The organism is Halopseudomonas pachastrellae, assembly GCF_900114765.1.
Classification (GTDB): Bacteria; Pseudomonadota; Gammaproteobacteria; order Pseudomonadales; family Pseudomonadaceae; genus Halopseudomonas; species Halopseudomonas pachastrellae.
In genome coordinates this window covers 40,862-56,758 of the sequence record NZ_FOUD01000002.1, presented here as the reverse complement: position 1 = coordinate 56,758, position 15,897 = coordinate 40,862, and the positions used below count along the sequence as shown (strand labels likewise).

Here is a 15,897-nt window from a genome sequence, read left to right as displayed (position 1 = left end):
GCCCAATTCTGTGATTTCGGCGCAGTATAGCGCAGGGCGTTGGTACGAGCTGCGCTTGCTGAGCGGAGGGCTTGGCCAGAAGGCTTGCGCCAGAGCTGCCGGTTCTGTTTTTGCTTGGTATAGTGTTGGCCGCCGCCGAAGGCCGCATGATGTTCGCTGCGGCCTCGCCTCTTTGTCTGCACAGGATGTGATGAAGAAGTACGCGTTGTTCTCCGGGATGCTGATCCCCGTCCAGCTGTTCTGCGGTGTGCTGATCGCAGGTTCCCTGTACCCCCGGCTATAGCCATGTTGACCAGACCATGAGCGAGCTGGGGGCGTTAGAGGCACCAACGCATCAGCTGTCTCCCATCATCAATAACGTCCCGCTGGGCGTGCTGTTTCTGCTGTTTGGCGGCGCGGTGGTCGGCCTGTTCTGGGGCGTGCGTCTGGCTCAGTTCTCCGGCCTGTTGCTGATGCTGCATGGTCTGGCAAGCATCGGCGCCGGCCTGTTTGCCTGCGACCCGGGTTGCAACCCGGTTGAGCCCTCGCGCGATCAGGTGCTGCATAACCTGTCGGGGCTCGTGATGTTCGCCTCGCTGACCTTGGCCAACTTGCTGTGGGTGTACCTGGCGCGCAAACGCCTGGGGTCTGCCGGTTTTAGCTGGTTTGCCTGATTGTGTCGCTGGCGGTGATGCCGATGATGGCAGCGGCGGTGGAGTCGGGTGAAGCGTTTGGGCTGTATCAGCGCATCAACTACGGCGTATAGGTCATCTGGCTGGGTACGCTGGCGTGGATGCTGATACGCATGCAGCGGGCCCCTCTGGCGGTTCTTTGACCGCAGCACAAGGGCGGGGTGCCGAAGCGCGGTATTCAGCAACCGGCCCTGTGCGAGCCGGTGCGCGGGCTTTTGGGTTGCTCAGTTGCGCGTACCGCAGAATGCTTGGTCGCACCGGTTTACGTAGCAGTTGACCATGGCATCTACAGTGCACAGGTATTGGTTTGCACTGCTGCTTGATGCCTCGCAGCTTGGATCGCCCCAGCGAATTTCGGCTTTGTAGCTGCTTTCGCAGAAGGCCGCTGCCTGATTGCGCAGGTTGAATTGCTTGCCCCATTCCGGCTCTATCGAGTCCGAGGCCATGGCCATGGCGCGCATGCGGGCTTCCAGGTCGCGCAATATGGACGCCTTGATCAACGGGTTGGGACCGTAGTTGCGCAGGTCTGCAGCGTAGTCATTATTGGATTCGATTGCTGTTGTGGCGCAGCCACTGAGCAGTAGCTGGCTGGCAATGAGGGCGCTGGCGGCCAGATAAGTCCGTTTCATGCGTGCTCCCGTGTGCGGGCCGCCCTGGCCGGTGCCCTGGGAGGGCATTGTCGCAGCGCTTGGTTAGTGTCTTCTGGCCACCATGCGGGGTGAGGGTGCTGGTGCAACCCTAAAATTGGGTGCGCGGATGAAGGGGGCGGCGGGTGGGTTGGTGGTCGCTGGCTTAAGCTTCTGCCAGAATGGCCGGCCTGTTTTCTGTTGCCGAGACGGCCATGACCAGCGCTACCTTTGAACGCATCCCCTTGCCGCTGCCGCGCGACTTTGACGCGCAGAAGGATCGGTTGCTGCTGCACTCGTGCTGCGCGCCGTGCTCAGGCGAGGTGATGGAAGCGATCCACGCCACCGGTATCGACTACGCGATCTTCTTTTACAACCCCAATATTCATCCGGCCAAGGAATACGAAATCCGCAAGCAGGAAAATATTCGCTTTGCCGAGCAGCACGGTGTGCCCTTTATCGATGCCGACTACGACACCGATAACTGGTTTGCGCGGGCCAAGGGCATGGAGCACGAGCCCGAACGCGGCGTGCGCTGCACCATGTGTTTTGACATGCGCTTTGAACGTACCGCGCTGTATGCCCATGAGCACGGCTACTCGCTGATCAGCAGCTCGCTGGGCATCTCGCGCTGGAAGAACATGGCGCAGATCAACGACTGCGGTCATCGCGCCGCCAAGCCCTATCCGGCCCTGCGTTACTGGGATTACAACTGGCGCAAGGGCGGTGGCAGCGCGCGCATGATCGAGATCAGCAAGCGCGAGCGCTTCTATCAGCAGGAGTACTGCGGCTGCATCTATTCGCTGCGCGACAGCAACCTGCATCGCCGCTCCCAGGGCCGGGATCTGATCCGTATTGGTGTGCAGTATTACGGTGATGACGACGCCAGCACCTGAACGCCCCGTCTGTTAGCCCTGCAGCACCGGCCTTGAGCCGGTGTTGTGCGTTTAGGTGCTTGTTTTCCAGGCGAATGCGCGCTGGCCCGCATCTGCAACGCTGTTTGCTTGACCCGTACGCCCTGTGCCGTTGGTGTAGCAGGCGAATGGGATGTCAGGGCAAAGGATGACGAGATGCGTGCATGGATGTGGACGGGCTTGGCAATGTTGCTGCTGGTGCAGGGGCTCTGTGCCCAGCAGGCGCCGCTGCAGTTGGCTGAAAGCTATCAGGGCGAGGTGCAGGTTGAACAATACTGGATCAGCGAGAAGCTCGATGGCGTGCGTGGCCGCTGGGACGGCCAACAGTTGCTGACCCGCAGTGGCTACCCGATTCACTCACCCGCCTGGTTTACTCAGGGTTGGCCAACGCAGCCGATGGACGGTGAGCTTTGGCTGGGGCGCGGCCGATTTGAGCAGATCAGCGCGCTGGTACGTACTAGCGATGACCCCGAACAGGATTGGCTGCAGGTGCGGTTTATGGTGTTTGACCTGCCAGCCCATACGGGCGCCTTCAGCGAGCGGGTGGCAGCTATGGCGCGGCTGGGCGAGTACGGCAGTGACTATCTGGCCCCGGTGCCACAGTTCAGGCTTGCCAGCACCGCAGCGCTAGAGCGTGAACTGGAGCAGGTGGTCGCCGCTGGTGGCGAGGGCCTGATGTTGCACCACCAGACCGCGCGTTATCAGGACGGGCGCAACGCCGCGCTGATCAAGTTCAAACCCTATGACGATGCCGAGGCGGTAGTGGTGGGTTACACCGCAGGGCGTGGCAAGTATCAGGGCCTAGTCGGCGCGCTCGTGGTGGAAAACGAGCAGGGGCGACGCTTTCGTCTGGGCAGTGGCCTGAGCGATGCCGAGCGCGAGCAGCCCCCAGCGCTGGGTGCACGGGTCACCTATCGCTATAACGGCCTTACTTCCAGTGGTTTGCCGCGCTTTGCCCGTTACCTGCGACTGCGGCCTGAGTAAGTGTGATCTCTGCTGTTGCAAGGCAAAACCGGTACCCGGCGACTATTCTCAGGTGTCCTGGATCAGTCTGAGCGAGGACGCGGGATGCGCCTGATCGCAGCAGCGGCATTTCTGGTGTGTGGTAGTGCCTGGGTGGAGCTGAGTACGGACTATATTTTTGACCCTGACGATGGACGTTACGAGTCCGAGGGGGCCTGGCCCGTCTGCCGGACGGCTTTATTCCGGTGCTGACCATCATTACTGAGCCGGCGGTGGGCGCCGGGTTGGCAGTGACTGGCCTGTTTTTCCATGAGTCGCCGTAGCAGCGCGGCCAGCTATATCTCGCTGCTCAGCCTGGGCGCAACCAGCAACGGCAGTAAGGGCGCAGGTATCGACCATTTGGGTTTCTGGCTGGATGACCGGCTGCGTTACAAGGGGGCGCTGCTGTTCAGCGATCTGAATCTGGATTTCTACTCGCTTGGACAGGTCAGCCTGAATCGCCGGTAGAGTTCAACCTGTCCGGCCCTGTGCTGTTCCAGCAACTGATGAAGCGCCACGGTGATTCCAACTGGTGTTACGGTGCTCGTCAGTTCTACCGTGAGGTCCATTTGCGTTACGCAGGGTCGCGGCAAATCCGATCTGGGCGCAGTCAGCTCGGTGAGTAACCTGGGAGGCGGCTTTCGCTATCTGGTAGCCGAGCGTTACGGGTTCTGCATGGGGCTGATGTGGCGCGAGGTCCGGAAGAATCTGTGTTTTACATTCAGGCGGGTTCCCGCTAGTAGTGGGCCGTGGGGGCGGTCGACAGGGCGAACCACTGGCGCTGGGCGCGGTCTATCTGGCCATTGCCAGATTGCATGGCGTGACTTGTCCCGAGGTGTACGTGAAGCGAGCCGGTTTGATTTTCCTGATGCTGTGGTTGGTTGGATGCAGCGCGATACCTCAAGGCGCGGGGCAGGCTGGTTACCATGAAACCGGGCAAGCATCTTATTACGCCGATCACCACCAAAACCTGCGCACCGCTAACGGTGAGCGCTACTCCCACGACACGCTCACCGCGGCCCATAAAACGCTGCCGTTTAACACCCTTGTCAAAGTCACAAATCTGGATAACGGCAAGAGCGTGGTCGTGCGTATCAATGACCGTGGCCCCTTTGTACGTGGGCGGGTGATTGATCTGTCCAAGTCGGCTTTCACGCGTATTGGTGAGCTGCGCACAGGATTGCTTCGCGTGGCGTTGGAGGTAGAGCGCCCGGCGCCCGGGCGTTGATCCTGAGACGTCTTAGAGGCTGGGTCGGAAGTTTAGGCCGATGCTGACGTAAGGGCTGTTGCTGACGACAAACTCCGGTTCTTCCCAGTTGCTGCCACGCAAGCTCATGCCGGTCAGTCCGGTGACGCCCACTTCGCCCTCCAGCCAGACGTTGCCATTCAGTCTGCGACCTGCCGAATAGCCGAAGTCCCAGGTGTCCAGCTCATACTGAATGTCGCGGGTGCCGGTGTCGGCAGACCAGCTGGCGCCGGAGGGCGACACGCCCAGCCGATAGAGCGTTTGCTTGTCCGGCGCGTACAGCACAGCGGGTCAGGGCATGACGGCGCTCAGGGGCCAGCGCTCGTCGAGTGCGTACGACGCGCCCAGGTAAGGCAGGTACAGGGCGTTGCGCGGTGACATCAGAAACGGCAGTACCGCACCCTGCGACAGGGTTGTCTGTCTGGCGCTGACCGAGCTGCCATCGCTGCGTTCCAGCGTGCTTTCTCCATAATGCGTGGCATCTACAAAGGCGCGCGGCTGGAAGGGCACGTTGATGCTGCCTCGCTGGAGCACGATCTCACTGTTGGCAAAGTCGGCTACCCTGCGCTGCATGAAGGCAGGATCGGGCTCTGTCGGCAGGCTGTAAAGCAGAGGGGGGAGGGCGACAGCAAGCGCTGTGCGATGATGCAGTGAAGGCGTGCTGTGCATGGGACCGATTCCTCGGCGTCTCTGGCTGAACCCAGCATAGCGTTGGATCGGCCCCGGTGCTGGACCAGAGCCGATTTGTTGCGTGGGTTAGCCGAGCAGCACTGCGTGTCCGTCCTTGGGATCAATCCGTCCGGCTACCAGATCCTCGACCAGGGCTTTCGCCTGTTCCAGCCCGTGGTGTTCATTGACCAGCATCCAGGGTTGCTGCGGGTTCTTGATGCGTTGGGTAAAGGCCAGCTGAGCCTCGTTGAACTTGCGCGTAACCTCGGCGGCGCCCCAGTCGGCGTTGCGCTTTTTGATCTGGTAAGGAGCAAAGTAGGGTTGCGGGGCCGGGCCGTGGGCAGGGGCGTCGGCGGCGCTGAGGTGCTCGTGGTTCTGGGAGGAGCCAGCGAAGCAGCTGTGTACCAGGTTATCCCGGAAGTGCCCATGCACGCGGTTGCGCAGGTCGTTGTTGCCGGAGAAGTCGACGTAGATGGTCGGCACACTGGCATCCAGCTTTTCGACCTCATCGTAGGCCAGCGCCTGGGCGTAGCAGCCCAGTTTTTCGACGAACTCGGTGTTGCCGCTGGAGGTCAGGCCAACCAGCTCGACGCTGGGGTTGTCTTCCAGGCAGAACGCGGTGCCGTAGGCGGTTTTGCTGGAGGCGCTGGAGAAGACGATACGGCGAGCGCCAAAGAAGTCGTTGTCCTCAAGAAAGTCGGCCAGCATGAATGAGGTGATGAACAGCGGACGCAGCAGCATCTGATAGTTCTCGTCTTCGGCGCGGTAGGCTGCGTCGGTGCTGATGCGCTGGTACTGGTTGTAGGCCGAGGTCAGCTCCAGGCGGTGCGGGATACCGTCGTAGAAGCCGCGCTCGGAAATGCGCACCGGGTTCATGATGATGTGCGATGCAATCGGCCAGTAGCCATAGAAGCGTTCACCGATGGCCAGCCCCTCGACGGTGGTTTCGACGACTTCGGCAAAGCCCCAGGCCGGCATGTGGAACCACTCTGCCGCGCCGGTGGGGAAGAAATCCCAGTAGCGCAGGTGCGGTGTTTCGCCAAAGGCTGCATAGGTGATGTTGTTGGTAGTCAGAGCCAGGCGGTCGATGCGCAGCAACGCCTCGCCCGGCTGCAGTGCGGGCAGTGGCTGGGTTGCGATGCGGGTCTGGTTGAGGTCTTTCTTGTTGTTCTGCAACTGACTGATGACGGTCATGGGTGGCTCCGATTGAGGGTGAATCCGTTGTGCAATGACTGTAGCCTGTCTGTCTTGCCATCGGGTTCGGAATTCCATGAGTAGCAAAGCCACACCGCCGCAGCCACGTAACAAGCCGCTCAAGCGCCCAACCCAGGCGCGCGCCAAGGTTACCGTTCAGGCTATTTTTGATACCTATGTTCGGATTTGGCAGCGCGACGGCTGGGAGCGGGTCACCACGCGGGCGGTGGCGCTGGAGGCCGGTGTGGCGGTTGGCACCCTGTATGACTACTTCCCCAGCAAGCAGGCACTGCACTCGGGCTATGTGCGTCATTGCATCGAGCGCTTGCTGGCCGCAGTGCAGGTACAGGCGGTAGAGCCGGCCGGTTTGAGCTGGCAGGCGCGGGTGACACGGCTGGTCCACCTGCTTGGCGGTGTGGCGGAGGAGGCGGCCTGGTTTCACCCGCAAATGCTGGAGCTGGAGCCGGTGATTGCCGAGGCCAAGCATCAGCAACGCGCCTACAACGAGCTGTTGCAGGCCTGGCGCCGGGTGCTGGAGGCGGCTAGTGATTTGCCGGCCATGCCCAGCGACGCGCAGCTAGAAGCACTGCATCTGATGGTCTGGGGCGCGCGCCGCTATGCCCTGCTGGTCGAGCTGCCCCCGCAGCGGCTGCAGGCGGTGGTGGCGGCTCAGCTGGACAGCTGCCTGCGTTTGCTCGCGGGGCCAGGCGAAATCAGCGACGGCTGACGCGCACGTCGAGATAGTCGCGCTGAATGGCGGTTTTCAGCGCGTTTGCGGCGCTGACCAGTTCGTCGTAGGTCTCCCCGCAGGCTCGCAAGCGGGCAATCTGTTCTTCAGCGGGGCGGCTTGCCATCGCTGTGCTCGGCAATATCCAGCAGGCAGCACAGGTAGTCCTTGCGGCATTGCGCGATCATGCTGAGCATGGGCTGGAGTGCGTCGATACTGAGCGCGGGAATGGCCGGGTTGATAACGTTGCGGTTGATTTCTTTCGCAGCTTCTCGAGCTCCAGCAGCAGACGGTTGCTGTCGATGGTCATGGGTGTCTCCTGGCCGGTCATGCGGTTGTTATGCTGTCAGTTTAGCCCGGACTGTAATACGTGCTGGCAGGATAATTGTGGGGGGAGCTGCGAATGTACAAGCTGTGTTTTTACGTGCCGGAGAGTCATCTCGAACAGGTCAAACAGGCAGTGTTTGCTGCCGGGGCAGGGCGCCTTGGCGACTATGACCAGTGTTGCTGGCAGGTGGCGGGGCAGGGCCAGTTCCGCCCGCTGGCCGGCAGCACACCGCACCTGGGTGTACTGGATCAGCTGGAGCAGGTACAGGAGTACCGGGTAGAAATGCTCTGCGCCGAGGACTGTATGGCGCAGGTAATCTGCGCGCTGCGGGCGGCTCACCCCTACGAGGAGCCAGCCTTTGATTACATGCGCACTCACATTGTCTAGGGACTTGACCGGTGCTTACTTCAGCTGGTTGGCAAACCGGCCGACCACGTCTACTACCTGCTGCGCGCCTTTCTTGATCTCACGCATGACCCGGCCCGACTCGTTGGACAGCTCCAGGCCTTGCTGCGCCTTTTCCTGACTCTGGCGTATGGCCGTGACGGTCGACTGGGTCAGGCTCTGGTTCTTCTGCACCACCTCAACGATTTCTACTGTGGCCTTGCTGGTGCGCTGAGCCAACTGGCGCACTTCATCGGCCACCACGGCAAAACCACGGCCTTGCTCGCCTGCGCGTGCCGCCTCGATGGCGGCGTTGAGGGCCAGCAGGTTGGTCTGATCGGCGATGCTGCTGATGCTCTGGACGATACTGGCGATCAGCTGCGACTGCTTGTCCAGAGCCGAAATTTCCTCGCCGGCGCGCTCCATCTGCACGGACAGTTCGCTGATGACTTGCAGGGTGTTCTCGACCACCTGAGCGCCTTCATCGGCGATGCCATCGGTTTGTGTGGAGGTCTCAAAGGCGACGCTGGCAGCGTTGGCGACCGCCTGCTCGCGTTCGATCTCCTTGGTGATCACAGTGGCAAATTTGACGACCTTGTACAGCTCGTTGTCCTGACTGAAGATCGGGTTGTAGGAGGCTTCAAGCCATACGACGTTGCCATAGCGGTCCAGCCGCCGGAAGCGGTCTGACACGCATTCACCGCGGGCTAGGCTGGCCCAGAACTCGGCATAGGCGCTGGAGCTGGCTTCTTCCGGGTCGCAGAAAATACGATGGTGCTTGCCGACGATCTCGTCCTTGCTGTAACCCATGGCCGTCAGAAAACGGTCATTGGCGTGCAGTACGTGGCCCTTGAGATCAAATTCGATCAGTGCCATGGAGCGGTTCAGTGCCTGGATCAGGTCCTCATATTCGCGTGAGGTCTCGATGGTGCGCGTAAGCACGGTGCTGTGCAGGGTAAACTCCTGCAGGCGCTGGTTCTCATCCATTACCGGTTGCAATATGGAGCGCAGCCAGGCCTGTTTGCCATCGGCGCGCTTAAACTGCACCGCACCCACCCAGTGCTCTCTTTTCTCGATGGCTGACTTCAAACTTGAGAAGTGCTTGCTGCCGCGCGCCTTCTCAGGCACGAAGTCGAGCAGCTTCTTGCCCTGGACCTGATCTCGGGAATAGCCAAGCTCGTTGGCGGAGTTGCTGTTTTGCCCGGTGATGACGCCAGCCTCGTTCAGCGTCATCACCAGCATTTCGTTGTTCAGGCTATTTGCGATCTGCTCCATGCGAAGCAGTTTCTTTTCCAGTTGGGCAATCTTTTCGTTGTCTTTTTTGCTGAAAAACATGGTGACTCCTTGAGGCGATATGTTCGCTCATCCGCCCCGGATGCGGCGCACTCGCAAGTGTAGTCAAGCAATATGTAAGCCAGTTTACGTCCGCCACAATCGGCCCAGGCGGCGTCAGGGCACTATTTCTACCAGGGTGCCATCGGGAACCAGCTCCCACAGCTCACGCATTTCAGTGTTGCCCAGCGCGATGCAGCCGTTGGTCCAGTCCAGCCCCTTGAAGTACCACTCCGGGTATTCCTCATCGATTGGGGTGCCGTGGATCATGATCATGCCGCCCGGGTCGTCGATACCGGCCTCGAACGCGGCCTGGCGGTCTTTGAGGTTGGGGTAGTCCAGGTGCAGGCTGAGGTTGTACTGGGCGCTCTCGTGGCGCCAGTCGATGCTGTAGATGCCCTCGGGGGTGCGCTGATCACCTTGCTGGCGCTTGGGGCCAACCGGCTGGCGGCCGAGCGAGATGCGGTATTGGTGCAATACCTCGCCATTGCTGATGATCTGCAGGCGGCGCTCCGACTTGTCGATCAGCAAGCGGTCGATCGGCGGTTGCGCCGCCAGCGCGGACACACTGAGCAGGCAGCAGAACAACAGACTTAACAGCCTCATCGGCGTGTCTGCCCCGGTCGATAGGTAATGTCGCGCATGTGCACCGGATAGTGCTCCTGCTGGCGGTCGATAAAGTACTGTTTCAGCGTTTTGCCGATGGTCGGGAAGGCCAGTTCATCCCAGGGGATATCGGCTTCATGGAACAGGCGCACTTCAAGGCTTTCTTCGCCGGCGCTAAAGTCCAGATCGGCCAGCTCGCCACGGAAGAACATGTACACCTGGTTGATGTGCGGCAGATTGAACAGCATGTACAACTGCTGCGATTGCAGCCGGGCGCGGGCTTCTTCCCAGGTCTCGCGCAGCGCTGCTTCTTCTGTTGTTTCGCCGTTTTCCATGAAACCGGCCGGCAGCGTCCAGTAGCCCATACGCGGCTCAATGGCGCGCTTACACAACAATACCTGCCGTTCATGCACCGCCAGGCAGCCGGCGACGATGCGCGGGTTCTGGTAGTGGATGGTCTCGCAGTGGTCGCAAATGAACCGCGAACGGGTATCTCCATCAGGGACGCGTGCGGTAACCGACTGACCGCACTCGCTACAAAACTTCATGGTGGTATTCCGGCAGGCTGCAATGGTCTGGCCCTATCTTGCTGATGCTGCGCGCAGACGGCAAGCGCCAGCCGCCTATCGGCCGGTATTCACGCCGTGGTGCGGCTGGTTCTGCCCTGGTGATCATGCCATCATTGAGGAAATAAACGAGGATTTTTGCATGCTTGAAGAGATGCGCATGCGGGTGCAGAACCACACCCCTCGACAGGTGGAGGCTCCGGGGCTGCCGGAGGCGGGAGTGCTAATCCCGGTCACCCGCGTAAATGACCGCCCGGAAATCATTCTGACCCTGCGCTCACAGCGCATGTCGACCCATTCCGGTGAGGTGGCCTTTCCCGGTGGTCGCCGTGACCCCGGCGATGTGGATCTGTGTTTTACCGCCCTGCGTGAAGCGCATGAGGAAATTGGCCTGCAGCCGCAGATGGTCGATGTGGTCGGGCCGATGGACTCGCTGGTCTCGCGTTTCGGCATCAAGGTAACCCCCTATGTCGGGCTGGTGCCCGAGCAGTTCGAGATCATTCCCAACGACAGCGAGATTGCCGAGGTTTTCCGCGTGCCGGTGGACTTTTTCATGGAAGACCGCCGCGAGATGACCCACCGGATCGATTACGAAGGGCGCAGCTGGTATGTGCCAAGCTATCGCTTTGAGGGTTTCAAGATCTGGGGCCTGACCGCCCTGATGCTGGTTGAATTCATGAATACCGGCTTTTCGGCCGGCATTCAGTTGCATACCCCCTTTGACGGGCATAACAAAAACTAGGAGCAGCACATGAAGTACAGCCTGGGTGAGGATCGCGTGCAGATGGCGGATGACGCCTGGATTGCAGACACCGCAGCGGTGATCGGCAAGGTGACGCTGGAGGCCGGTGCCAATGTCTGGTTTGGCGCGGTGATCCGTGGTGACGTCGAGCGCATTACCGTGGGTGAGCACAGCAACGTGCAGGACGGCGCCGTGATGCACGCCGACAGCGGAGTGCCGCTGACCCTCGGCAAGGGCATTACCGTAGGCCACAACGCGATGCTGCACGGCTGCACGGTGGGTGATTACAGCCTGATCGGTATCAATGCGGTGGTGCTCAACGGCGCGAAGATTGGCAAACATTGCATCATTGGCGCCAACAGCCTGATCCCCGAAGGCAAGGAAATCCCTGATGGTTCTCTGGTCATGGGCTCGCCGGGCAAGGTGGTGAAAACCCTGAACGATCAGCAGAAGAAAATGCTGGAGCTGAGTGCGGCGCATTATGTACAGAACGCCAAGCGCTTCCGTGACCAGCTCAAGGTACAGGAAGACTGATGAACACCCCGGTTCGCTCCCCGTGCGTGAGTATCTGCGCGCTGGATGACAACGATATCTGCACCGGCTGCCAGCGCAGCGGCATGGAGATCGCTACCTGGGGCCGCATGAACGATGACCAGCGGCGTGAGGTGCTGGCGCGCTGCCAGACCCGCGCGCGCGCTCAAGGGCTGTGGATTGACACGGCCACCCATTCAACTTTGCAAGGTAAACAGGCATGACGGTAATTGGCACTCCCTACGCAGACGACGCAACCCGGGTACTGCTGTTGGGCTCGGGTGAGCTGGGCAAGGAGGTGGCCATCGAGCTGCAGCGGCTCGGTTGTGAGGTTATCGCGGTTGATCGTTATGACAACGCCCCGGCCATGCAGGTGGCGCACCGCAGCCATGTGATCAGCATGCTTGATGGCCAGGCCCTGCGCGAAGTTATCGAGGCCGAGCAGCCTGACTATATCGTGCCGGAAATCGAAGCTATCGCTACGCCGACACTGGTCGAGCTGGAGTCCGAGGGCTACACCGTGGTGCCCACCGCCGAGGCCGCTCGCCTGACCATGGACCGTGAGGGCATTCGCCGCCTGGCCGCCGAAACACTGGAGCTGCCAACCTCGCCATATCGCTTTGCCGACACCCTGGAGGATTACCGCGCTGCAGTCGCTGCCATCGGCACGCCCTGTGTGGTCAAGCCGGTGATGAGTTCGTCCGGCAAGGGCCAGAGTCTGGTACGCGAGAGCGCTGACATTGACGCTGCCTGGGAGTACGCCCAGTCCGGCGGCCGGGCTGGTCAGGGACGCGTCATCGTCGAGGGTTTTGTCGACTTTGATTATGAAATCACGCTGCTGACGGTACGGCACATCGACGGTACGTCGTTCTGTGAGCCCATTGGTCACCGGCAGGAGGCGGGTGACTATCGCGAGTCCTGGCAGCCGCAGGCGATGAGCGAGGCGGCGCTGGCCGAGGCCAAGCGCGTTGCCTCTACCATTACCGAAGCCCTGGGCGGGCATGGGGTATTTGGCGTTGAGCTGTTCGTCAAAGGGGATCAGGTCTGGTTTAGCGAAGTGTCACCGCGCCCCCATGACACCGGTCTGGTGACGCTGATCTCGCAGGACCTGTCGGAGTTCGCCCTGCACGCCCGCGCGATTCTGGGCTTGCCGATCCCGGTGATTCGCCAGCACGGACCCTCGGCCTCGGCGGTGATTCTGGTACAGGGGCAGTCGGCCAATGTCAGCTTCGGCAATCTGGGCGCGGCGCTGGTTGAGCCGGATACCCAGCTGCGCCTGTTCGGCAAGCCGGAGGTGGACGGTCAGCGGCGCATGGGCGTGGCTCTGGCGCTTGACGAGTCAATTGATACGGCGGTGGCCAAGGCGGTGCGTGCCGCAGGCGCTGTTGAGGTCAAGCTCTGAGTAACTGGTGGTACCTGGCAGCACCGGCTCTGCCGCTGCTGCTGCCGCAAGCCATCTGGGTCAAACGCACGGCGCTGCGCCTGCCGGACGCGGCAACGCCCTGGCAGGGGCTGGTGCCGGCGCCCGATGGCTCGGTACAAGCGCCGCTGCGCTTGCTGCTGATCGGTGAGTCCACTGTCGCGGGTGTTGGCGTCGACTGTCAGCAGCAGGCGCTCAGCGGGCAACTGGCCTTGCAACTGGCCCGGCACTTGGGGCGCGCGGTGCGGTGGCAGGCAGCTGGGCGCAATGGCGCCGTGGCGGCCGACTGTATCCGAGACCTGTTGCCGCAGGTGGTTGATCGGCAATGGGATCTGGCGCTGATTGTGCTGGGCGTCAACGACACTACCCACCTGACTTCACGGCCGCGTTGGCGGCGTCATCTGCAGTATCTTGTTGAGCAACTGAAGGACTGTACGGGACAGGTCATGCTGACCGAGGTGCCGCCGCTGGGGCATTTTCGTGCCTTGCCGCAGCCGCTGCGCGGCTGGTTTGGCTTGCGCGCCGGGCTGATGAATCGGGACGTGCAGCAGGTGGCTGCGGGGCAGGGGGCGGGCTACCTGTCACTGGATATGCCGTTTGAGGCGGCGTATCTGGCACGTGACGGTTACCACCCCTCGGCCGAGGGGTATCGCCTGTGGGCGGCGGGTATCGTGCGTCAGCTGGCGCTGTCTGAGCCGGCAGCGTCGTCGGTGTTGGGCGCCGGCTGATTGAGGGTGCGATCCCACACCCGCACGCTCTTCACCATGTTGTCCTTGGTTTGCAGAATCTCCATCCGGTAGCCGCCGGTGGTCAGGCACACGGCAGTTTCCGGGATGTTCTCCAGCTGTTCGGTGATCAGGCCGTTGAGGGTCTTGGGGCCGTCGGCGGGCAGCTTCCAGTGCAGGTGACGGTTGATATCACGGATCGCGGCGCTGCCGTCGATGACGTAGGTGCCGTCGGTCTGCGGGTGGATGTCCTGGCTCAGGTTGAGCATCTCGGTGGTGAAGTCGCCAACGATCTCTTCGAGAATATCTTCCAGCGTGACCAGACCGATCACATCACCATACTCGTCAACCACAATGGCGATGCGGCGCTTCTGCTTCTGAAAATTGAACAGCTGGGTGTGGAGGGGCGTGCTTTCGGGGATGAAATACGGCTCCTTGCAGGCGCCGATCAAGGCTTCGCGGGTTAGCTCGCCGCGGCTCAGAAGGCGGGCGATGGAGCGCATGTGCACGATGCCCGTCACATTGTTGATGTCGCCCTGATAGAGCGGCAGCCGGGTGTAGTGGCAGGTCCGCAGTTGATGGATGATGGCGGTCATGTCGTCATCCAGGTCGATGCCGACAGCCTCGTTGCGCGGGATCATGATGTCGTTGACCGTCATCTTTTCCAGATCGAGGATGCCGAGCAGCATGTTCTGGCGGCTGCGGGTTATGCCCAGGCCCGCTTCGCGCACCACGGTACGCAGCTCCTCGGTGGTCAACTGGTCGCCGTTGGTGTCATTCGGGTTGACGCCCAGCAGGCGCAGCAGCTGATTGCTGATCATGCTGCAAACCCAGACCACCGGGTACAGCAAGCGCTGCAGCGCCGCCAGAATCACGCTGGCAGGGAAGGCGATCAGCTCCGGGCGCAGGGCGGCCAGCGTCTTGGGGGTGATCTCGCCAAAGATCAGCACCACCACGGTCAGGATCATGGTAGCGATGGCAATACCGGCCTCGCCCCACAGATCGACAGCGACCACGGTGGCAATGGAGGCGGCAAGAATATTGACGATGTTGTTGCCGACCAGGATGGTGCCCAGCAGGCGGTCCGGCCGCTCCAGCAGACGCGAGGCGCGGCGGGCGGCGCGGTGGCCCTCTTTACTCAGGTGCTTCAACCGGTAGCGGTTGAGGCTCATCATGCTGGTTTCGGAGCTGGAGAAAAACGCCGACAGCACGATCAGAACCAGCAGCAGAATGAGCAGCAGGCTGGTGTGGGATTCGTTCAAGGGGTGAGCCTCAGGCGGGTCGTGAAAAGGTCAGGCGGCGAGCAGAAATGCGCGCACCAGCTTGCTGCCGAAGTAGGCCAGCATAAGCAGCAGAAAGCCTGCCAGCGTCCAGCGAATGGCGTTGCTGCCGCGCCAGCCGCGGAAGTGACGGCCCCACAGCAGAATGCCGAATACTATCCATGCCAGGCAGGAGAGCAGCGTCTTGTGCGCCAGATGCTGGGCAAACATGTTGTCCAGAAAGACAAAGCCCGACAGCAGCGCCAGCGTGAGCAGTACCTCGCCACACAGCAGAAACTGGAACAGGAGTTGCTCCATGGTCTGCAGTGGCGGAAAGGTACGGATAAAGCGGGTCGGGTGCTTGTGCTTGAGCTGGTAGTCCTGGATGGCCAGCAGCGTCGCCTGAAAGGCGGCGATGGTCAGAATGCCGTAGGCCAGTACCGACAGCAGGATGTGCACCAGCAGACCCTCTTGCCCGGCGGGCAGGGTAGTGGCGTTCTCCGGAAACAGCCCGGCCAGCAGCCCGGTAATCAGGGCCAGCGGGTATAAGCCCAGCAGCAAACTGGTGACCGGCGCCCGGAAGCTGGAGGCCAGCGTCATGGCAACGACCAGCCAGGAAATCAGCGAGGCGATATTGAACAGCCCCAAAGCAAAGCCTTGCGGGGTAGTCAACTGGATGTAAAGGCTAACGGCGTGGGCCAGCAGCGCGACCAGTCCAATGGCGCGCAACAGGCTGGCATTGACGGCCAGGCGTTTGCCGAGGCAATGCAGCTGATAGAGGATGCCGCTGATATAGAAACCAGCAGCCAGCAGACTGGGGGCGAGGGCTGTCATACGTCCTTGCGAGCGATTTTCAACAAAGTCGCAGTGTGGCATAAGCCGCGTCCGGGTGAAAGCGTCTGCAGGCGCTTCCCTATCCTGTGTGGGATGTGCGGGGTATACTGCGCGGCTGAAA

Annotated in this window: 22 protein-coding genes; 12 read left to right on the top strand and 10 right to left on the bottom strand. The window is 61.4% G+C overall.

Features of this window, described 5'->3' with window-relative positions; translation table 11 throughout:
* The first annotated feature begins 299 nt into the window (after positions 1–299).
* Positions 300–653 carry a DUF998 domain-containing protein gene (locus tag BM116_RS19290; RefSeq protein ID WP_328586196.1) on the top strand — a complete coding sequence of 118 codons (354 nt, stop codon included), beginning with the start codon at positions 300–302 and terminating at the stop codon, positions 651–653.
* Between the two features lie 242 nt (positions 654–895).
* On the opposite strand, the gene BM116_RS01945 is transcribed toward BM116_RS19290, so the two are convergent.
* On the bottom strand, positions 896–1,300 hold the full coding sequence (locus tag BM116_RS01945) for a hypothetical protein (protein WP_083729046.1): 405 nt from the start codon (positions 1,298–1,300) through the stop codon (positions 896–898).
* A 212-nt stretch (positions 1,301–1,512) separates the two neighbouring features.
* Between BM116_RS01945 and BM116_RS01940 the strand changes: the two genes are divergently transcribed.
* The 4 genes from BM116_RS01940 to BM116_RS01925 all read left to right on the top strand — a co-directional run bounded on the left by BM116_RS01940 (position 1,513) and on the right by BM116_RS01925 (position 4,441).
* Positions 1,513–2,193: an epoxyqueuosine reductase QueH gene (locus BM116_RS01940; protein ID WP_083728007.1), complete on the top strand. Its 681-nt coding sequence runs from the start codon at positions 1,513–1,515 to the stop codon at positions 2,191–2,193.
* A gap of 174 nt (positions 2,194–2,367) precedes the next feature.
* Positions 2,368–3,195 (top strand): DNA ligase, encoded by an 828-nt coding sequence (locus BM116_RS01935; RefSeq protein WP_083727955.1) that lies wholly within the window; start codon positions 2,368–2,370, stop codon positions 3,193–3,195.
* Positions 3,196–3,483: 288 nt separating this feature from the next.
* Positions 3,484–3,681 carry a hypothetical protein gene (locus BM116_RS01930; protein WP_083727956.1) on the top strand — a complete coding sequence of 66 codons (198 nt, stop codon included), beginning with the start codon at positions 3,484–3,486 and terminating at the stop codon, positions 3,679–3,681.
* A gap of 400 nt (positions 3,682–4,081) precedes the next feature.
* Positions 4,082–4,441 carry a septal ring lytic transglycosylase RlpA family protein gene (locus tag BM116_RS01925; protein WP_083728008.1) on the top strand — a complete coding sequence of 120 codons (360 nt, stop codon included), beginning with the start codon at positions 4,082–4,084 and terminating at the stop codon, positions 4,439–4,441.
* A gap of 12 nt (positions 4,442–4,453) precedes the next feature.
* Here BM116_RS01925 and BM116_RS01920 read toward each other — a convergent pair whose 3' ends face one another.
* The 3 genes from BM116_RS01920 to BM116_RS01910 all read right to left on the bottom strand — a co-directional run bounded on the left by BM116_RS01920 (position 4,454) and on the right by BM116_RS01910 (position 6,322).
* Positions 4,454–4,744, bottom strand: a complete 291-nt coding sequence (locus BM116_RS01920; RefSeq protein WP_083727957.1) for a hypothetical protein — start codon at positions 4,742–4,744, stop codon at positions 4,454–4,456.
* Between the two features lie 6 nt (positions 4,745–4,750).
* Entirely contained in the window at positions 4,751–5,032 is a 282-nt protein-coding gene (locus tag BM116_RS01915; protein ID WP_139056985.1) for a hypothetical protein, read from the bottom strand.
* 183 nt (positions 5,033–5,215) lie between these two features.
* On the bottom strand, positions 5,216–6,322 hold the full coding sequence (locus tag BM116_RS01910) for a DUF2855 family protein (protein WP_083727959.1): 1,107 nt from the start codon (positions 6,320–6,322) through the stop codon (positions 5,216–5,218).
* Between the two features lie 76 nt (positions 6,323–6,398).
* On the opposite strand from BM116_RS01910, the gene BM116_RS01905 reads away from it, so the two are divergent.
* On the top strand, positions 6,399–7,049 hold the full coding sequence (locus BM116_RS01905; RefSeq protein ID WP_083727960.1) for a TetR/AcrR family transcriptional regulator: 651 nt from the start codon (positions 6,399–6,401) through the stop codon (positions 7,047–7,049).
* On the opposite strand, the gene BM116_RS18930 is transcribed toward BM116_RS01905, so the two are convergent.
* Positions 7,036–7,176, bottom strand: coding sequence for a hypothetical protein (locus BM116_RS18930; RefSeq protein ID WP_211276287.1), 141 nt, complete (start codon positions 7,174–7,176; stop codon positions 7,036–7,038). The two genes, BM116_RS01905 and BM116_RS18930, sit on opposite strands and share 14 nt — an antisense overlap.
* A 276-nt stretch (positions 7,177–7,452) precedes the next feature.
* On the opposite strand from BM116_RS18930, the gene BM116_RS01895 reads away from it, so the two are divergent.
* Positions 7,453–7,764, top strand: coding sequence for a YqfO family protein (locus tag BM116_RS01895; protein ID WP_083727961.1), 312 nt, complete (start codon positions 7,453–7,455; stop codon positions 7,762–7,764).
* 15 nt (positions 7,765–7,779) lie between these two features.
* On the opposite strand, the gene BM116_RS01890 is transcribed toward BM116_RS01895, so the two are convergent.
* The 3 genes from BM116_RS01890 to BM116_RS01880 all read right to left on the bottom strand — a co-directional run bounded on the left by BM116_RS01890 (position 7,780) and on the right by BM116_RS01880 (position 10,247).
* The gene (locus tag BM116_RS01890; protein ID WP_083727962.1) at positions 7,780–9,096 is read right to left on the bottom strand and encodes a methyl-accepting chemotaxis protein; all 1,317 of its coding nucleotides are present in this window, start codon (positions 9,094–9,096) and stop codon (positions 7,780–7,782) included.
* A gap of 114 nt (positions 9,097–9,210) precedes the next feature.
* Positions 9,211–9,699: a L,D-transpeptidase family protein gene (locus BM116_RS01885; protein WP_083727963.1), complete on the bottom strand. Its 489-nt coding sequence runs from the start codon at positions 9,697–9,699 to the stop codon at positions 9,211–9,213.
* The gene (locus BM116_RS01880) at positions 9,696–10,247 is read right to left on the bottom strand and encodes an NUDIX hydrolase (RefSeq protein WP_083727964.1); all 552 of its coding nucleotides are present in this window, start codon (positions 10,245–10,247) and stop codon (positions 9,696–9,698) included. Before BM116_RS01880 ends, BM116_RS01885 begins: the two co-directional genes overlap by 4 nt.
* A gap of 160 nt (positions 10,248–10,407) precedes the next feature.
* Here BM116_RS01880 and BM116_RS01875 point away from each other — a divergent pair, with 160 nt between their 5' ends.
* The 5 genes from BM116_RS01875 to BM116_RS01855 all read left to right on the top strand — a co-directional run bounded on the left by BM116_RS01875 (position 10,408) and on the right by BM116_RS01855 (position 13,686).
* Complete coding sequence (locus BM116_RS01875) at positions 10,408–11,007, top strand: NUDIX hydrolase (protein ID WP_083728009.1); 600 nt, start codon at positions 10,408–10,410, stop codon at positions 11,005–11,007.
* Positions 11,008–11,016: 9 nt separating this feature from the next.
* A complete protein-coding gene (locus tag BM116_RS01870; protein WP_083727965.1) occupies positions 11,017–11,541 on the top strand; it encodes a gamma carbonic anhydrase family protein in 525 nt (174 codons plus the stop codon).
* Complete coding sequence (locus BM116_RS01865) at positions 11,541–11,762, top strand: DUF1289 domain-containing protein (RefSeq protein ID WP_083727966.1); 222 nt, start codon at positions 11,541–11,543, stop codon at positions 11,760–11,762. Before BM116_RS01870 ends, BM116_RS01865 begins: the two co-directional genes overlap by 1 nt.
* On the top strand, positions 11,759–12,940 hold the full coding sequence (gene purT, locus BM116_RS01860) for a formate-dependent phosphoribosylglycinamide formyltransferase (protein WP_083727967.1): 1,182 nt from the start codon (positions 11,759–11,761) through the stop codon (positions 12,938–12,940). The genes BM116_RS01865 and purT overlap by 4 nt, the downstream gene beginning before the upstream one ends.
* A 113-nt stretch (positions 12,941–13,053) precedes the next feature.
* Entirely contained in the window at positions 13,054–13,686 is a 633-nt protein-coding gene (locus tag BM116_RS01855) for an SGNH/GDSL hydrolase family protein (RefSeq protein ID WP_235846669.1), read from the top strand.
* Here the strand turns inward: BM116_RS01855 and BM116_RS01850 are convergent.
* Positions 13,635–14,945 carry an HlyC/CorC family transporter gene (locus tag BM116_RS01850; protein ID WP_083727969.1) on the bottom strand — a complete coding sequence of 437 codons (1,311 nt, stop codon included), beginning with the start codon at positions 14,943–14,945 and terminating at the stop codon, positions 13,635–13,637. The genes BM116_RS01855 and BM116_RS01850 overlap by 52 nt on opposite strands.
* Before the next feature lie 30 nt (positions 14,946–14,975).
* Complete coding sequence (locus BM116_RS01845) at positions 14,976–15,776, bottom strand: cytochrome C assembly family protein (protein ID WP_083728010.1); 801 nt, start codon at positions 15,774–15,776, stop codon at positions 14,976–14,978.
* Between the last annotated feature and the right edge of the window lie 121 nt (positions 15,777–15,897).

What these genes read in the sequence shown, in the direction of transcription:
- BM116_RS01910 (WP_083727959.1), bottom strand. Translation starts at nt 6,322, where the DNA reads ATGACCGTCATCAGTCAGTTGCAGAACAACAAGAAAGACCTCAACCAG.
- BM116_RS01895 (WP_083727961.1), top strand. Translation starts at nt 7,453, where the DNA reads ATGTACAAGCTGTGTTTTTACGTGCCGGAGAGTCATCTCGAACAGGTC.
- BM116_RS01845 (WP_083728010.1), bottom strand. Translation starts at nt 15,776, where the DNA reads ATGACAGCCCTCGCCCCCAGTCTGCTGGCTGCTGGTTTCTATATCAGC.
- BM116_RS01935 (WP_083727955.1), top strand. Translation starts at nt 2,368, where the DNA reads ATGCGTGCATGGATGTGGACGGGCTTGGCAATGTTGCTGCTGGTGCAG.
- BM116_RS01905 (WP_083727960.1), top strand. Translation starts at nt 6,399, where the DNA reads ATGAGTAGCAAAGCCACACCGCCGCAGCCACGTAACAAGCCGCTCAAG.
- BM116_RS01875 (WP_083728009.1), top strand. Translation starts at nt 10,408, where the DNA reads ATGCTTGAAGAGATGCGCATGCGGGTGCAGAACCACACCCCTCGACAG.
- BM116_RS18930 (WP_211276287.1), bottom strand. Translation starts at nt 7,176, where the DNA reads ATGGCAAGCCGCCCCGCTGAAGAACAGATTGCCCGCTTGCGAGCCTGC.
- BM116_RS19290 (WP_328586196.1), top strand. Translation starts at nt 300, where the DNA reads ATGAGCGAGCTGGGGGCGTTAGAGGCACCAACGCATCAGCTGTCTCCC.
- BM116_RS01915 (WP_139056985.1), bottom strand. Translation starts at nt 5,032, where the DNA reads ATGCAGCGCAGGGTAGCCGACTTTGCCAACAGTGAGATCGTGCTCCAG.
- BM116_RS01885 (WP_083727963.1), bottom strand. Translation starts at nt 9,699, where the DNA reads ATGAGGCTGTTAAGTCTGTTGTTCTGCTGCCTGCTCAGTGTGTCCGCG.
- BM116_RS01925 (WP_083728008.1), top strand. Translation starts at nt 4,082, where the DNA reads ATGCTGTGGTTGGTTGGATGCAGCGCGATACCTCAAGGCGCGGGGCAG.
- BM116_RS01945 (WP_083729046.1), bottom strand. Translation starts at nt 1,300, where the DNA reads ATGAAACGGACTTATCTGGCCGCCAGCGCCCTCATTGCCAGCCAGCTA.
- BM116_RS01940 (WP_083728007.1), top strand. Translation starts at nt 1,513, where the DNA reads ATGACCAGCGCTACCTTTGAACGCATCCCCTTGCCGCTGCCGCGCGAC.
- purT (WP_083727967.1), top strand. Translation starts at nt 11,759, where the DNA reads ATGACGGTAATTGGCACTCCCTACGCAGACGACGCAACCCGGGTACTG.
- BM116_RS01890 (WP_083727962.1), bottom strand. Translation starts at nt 9,096, where the DNA reads ATGTTTTTCAGCAAAAAAGACAACGAAAAGATTGCCCAACTGGAAAAG.
- BM116_RS01880 (WP_083727964.1), bottom strand. Translation starts at nt 10,247, where the DNA reads ATGAAGTTTTGTAGCGAGTGCGGTCAGTCGGTTACCGCACGCGTCCCT.
- BM116_RS01870 (WP_083727965.1), top strand. Translation starts at nt 11,017, where the DNA reads ATGAAGTACAGCCTGGGTGAGGATCGCGTGCAGATGGCGGATGACGCC.
- BM116_RS01930 (WP_083727956.1), top strand. Translation starts at nt 3,484, where the DNA reads ATGAGTCGCCGTAGCAGCGCGGCCAGCTATATCTCGCTGCTCAGCCTG.
- BM116_RS01865 (WP_083727966.1), top strand. Translation starts at nt 11,541, where the DNA reads ATGAACACCCCGGTTCGCTCCCCGTGCGTGAGTATCTGCGCGCTGGAT.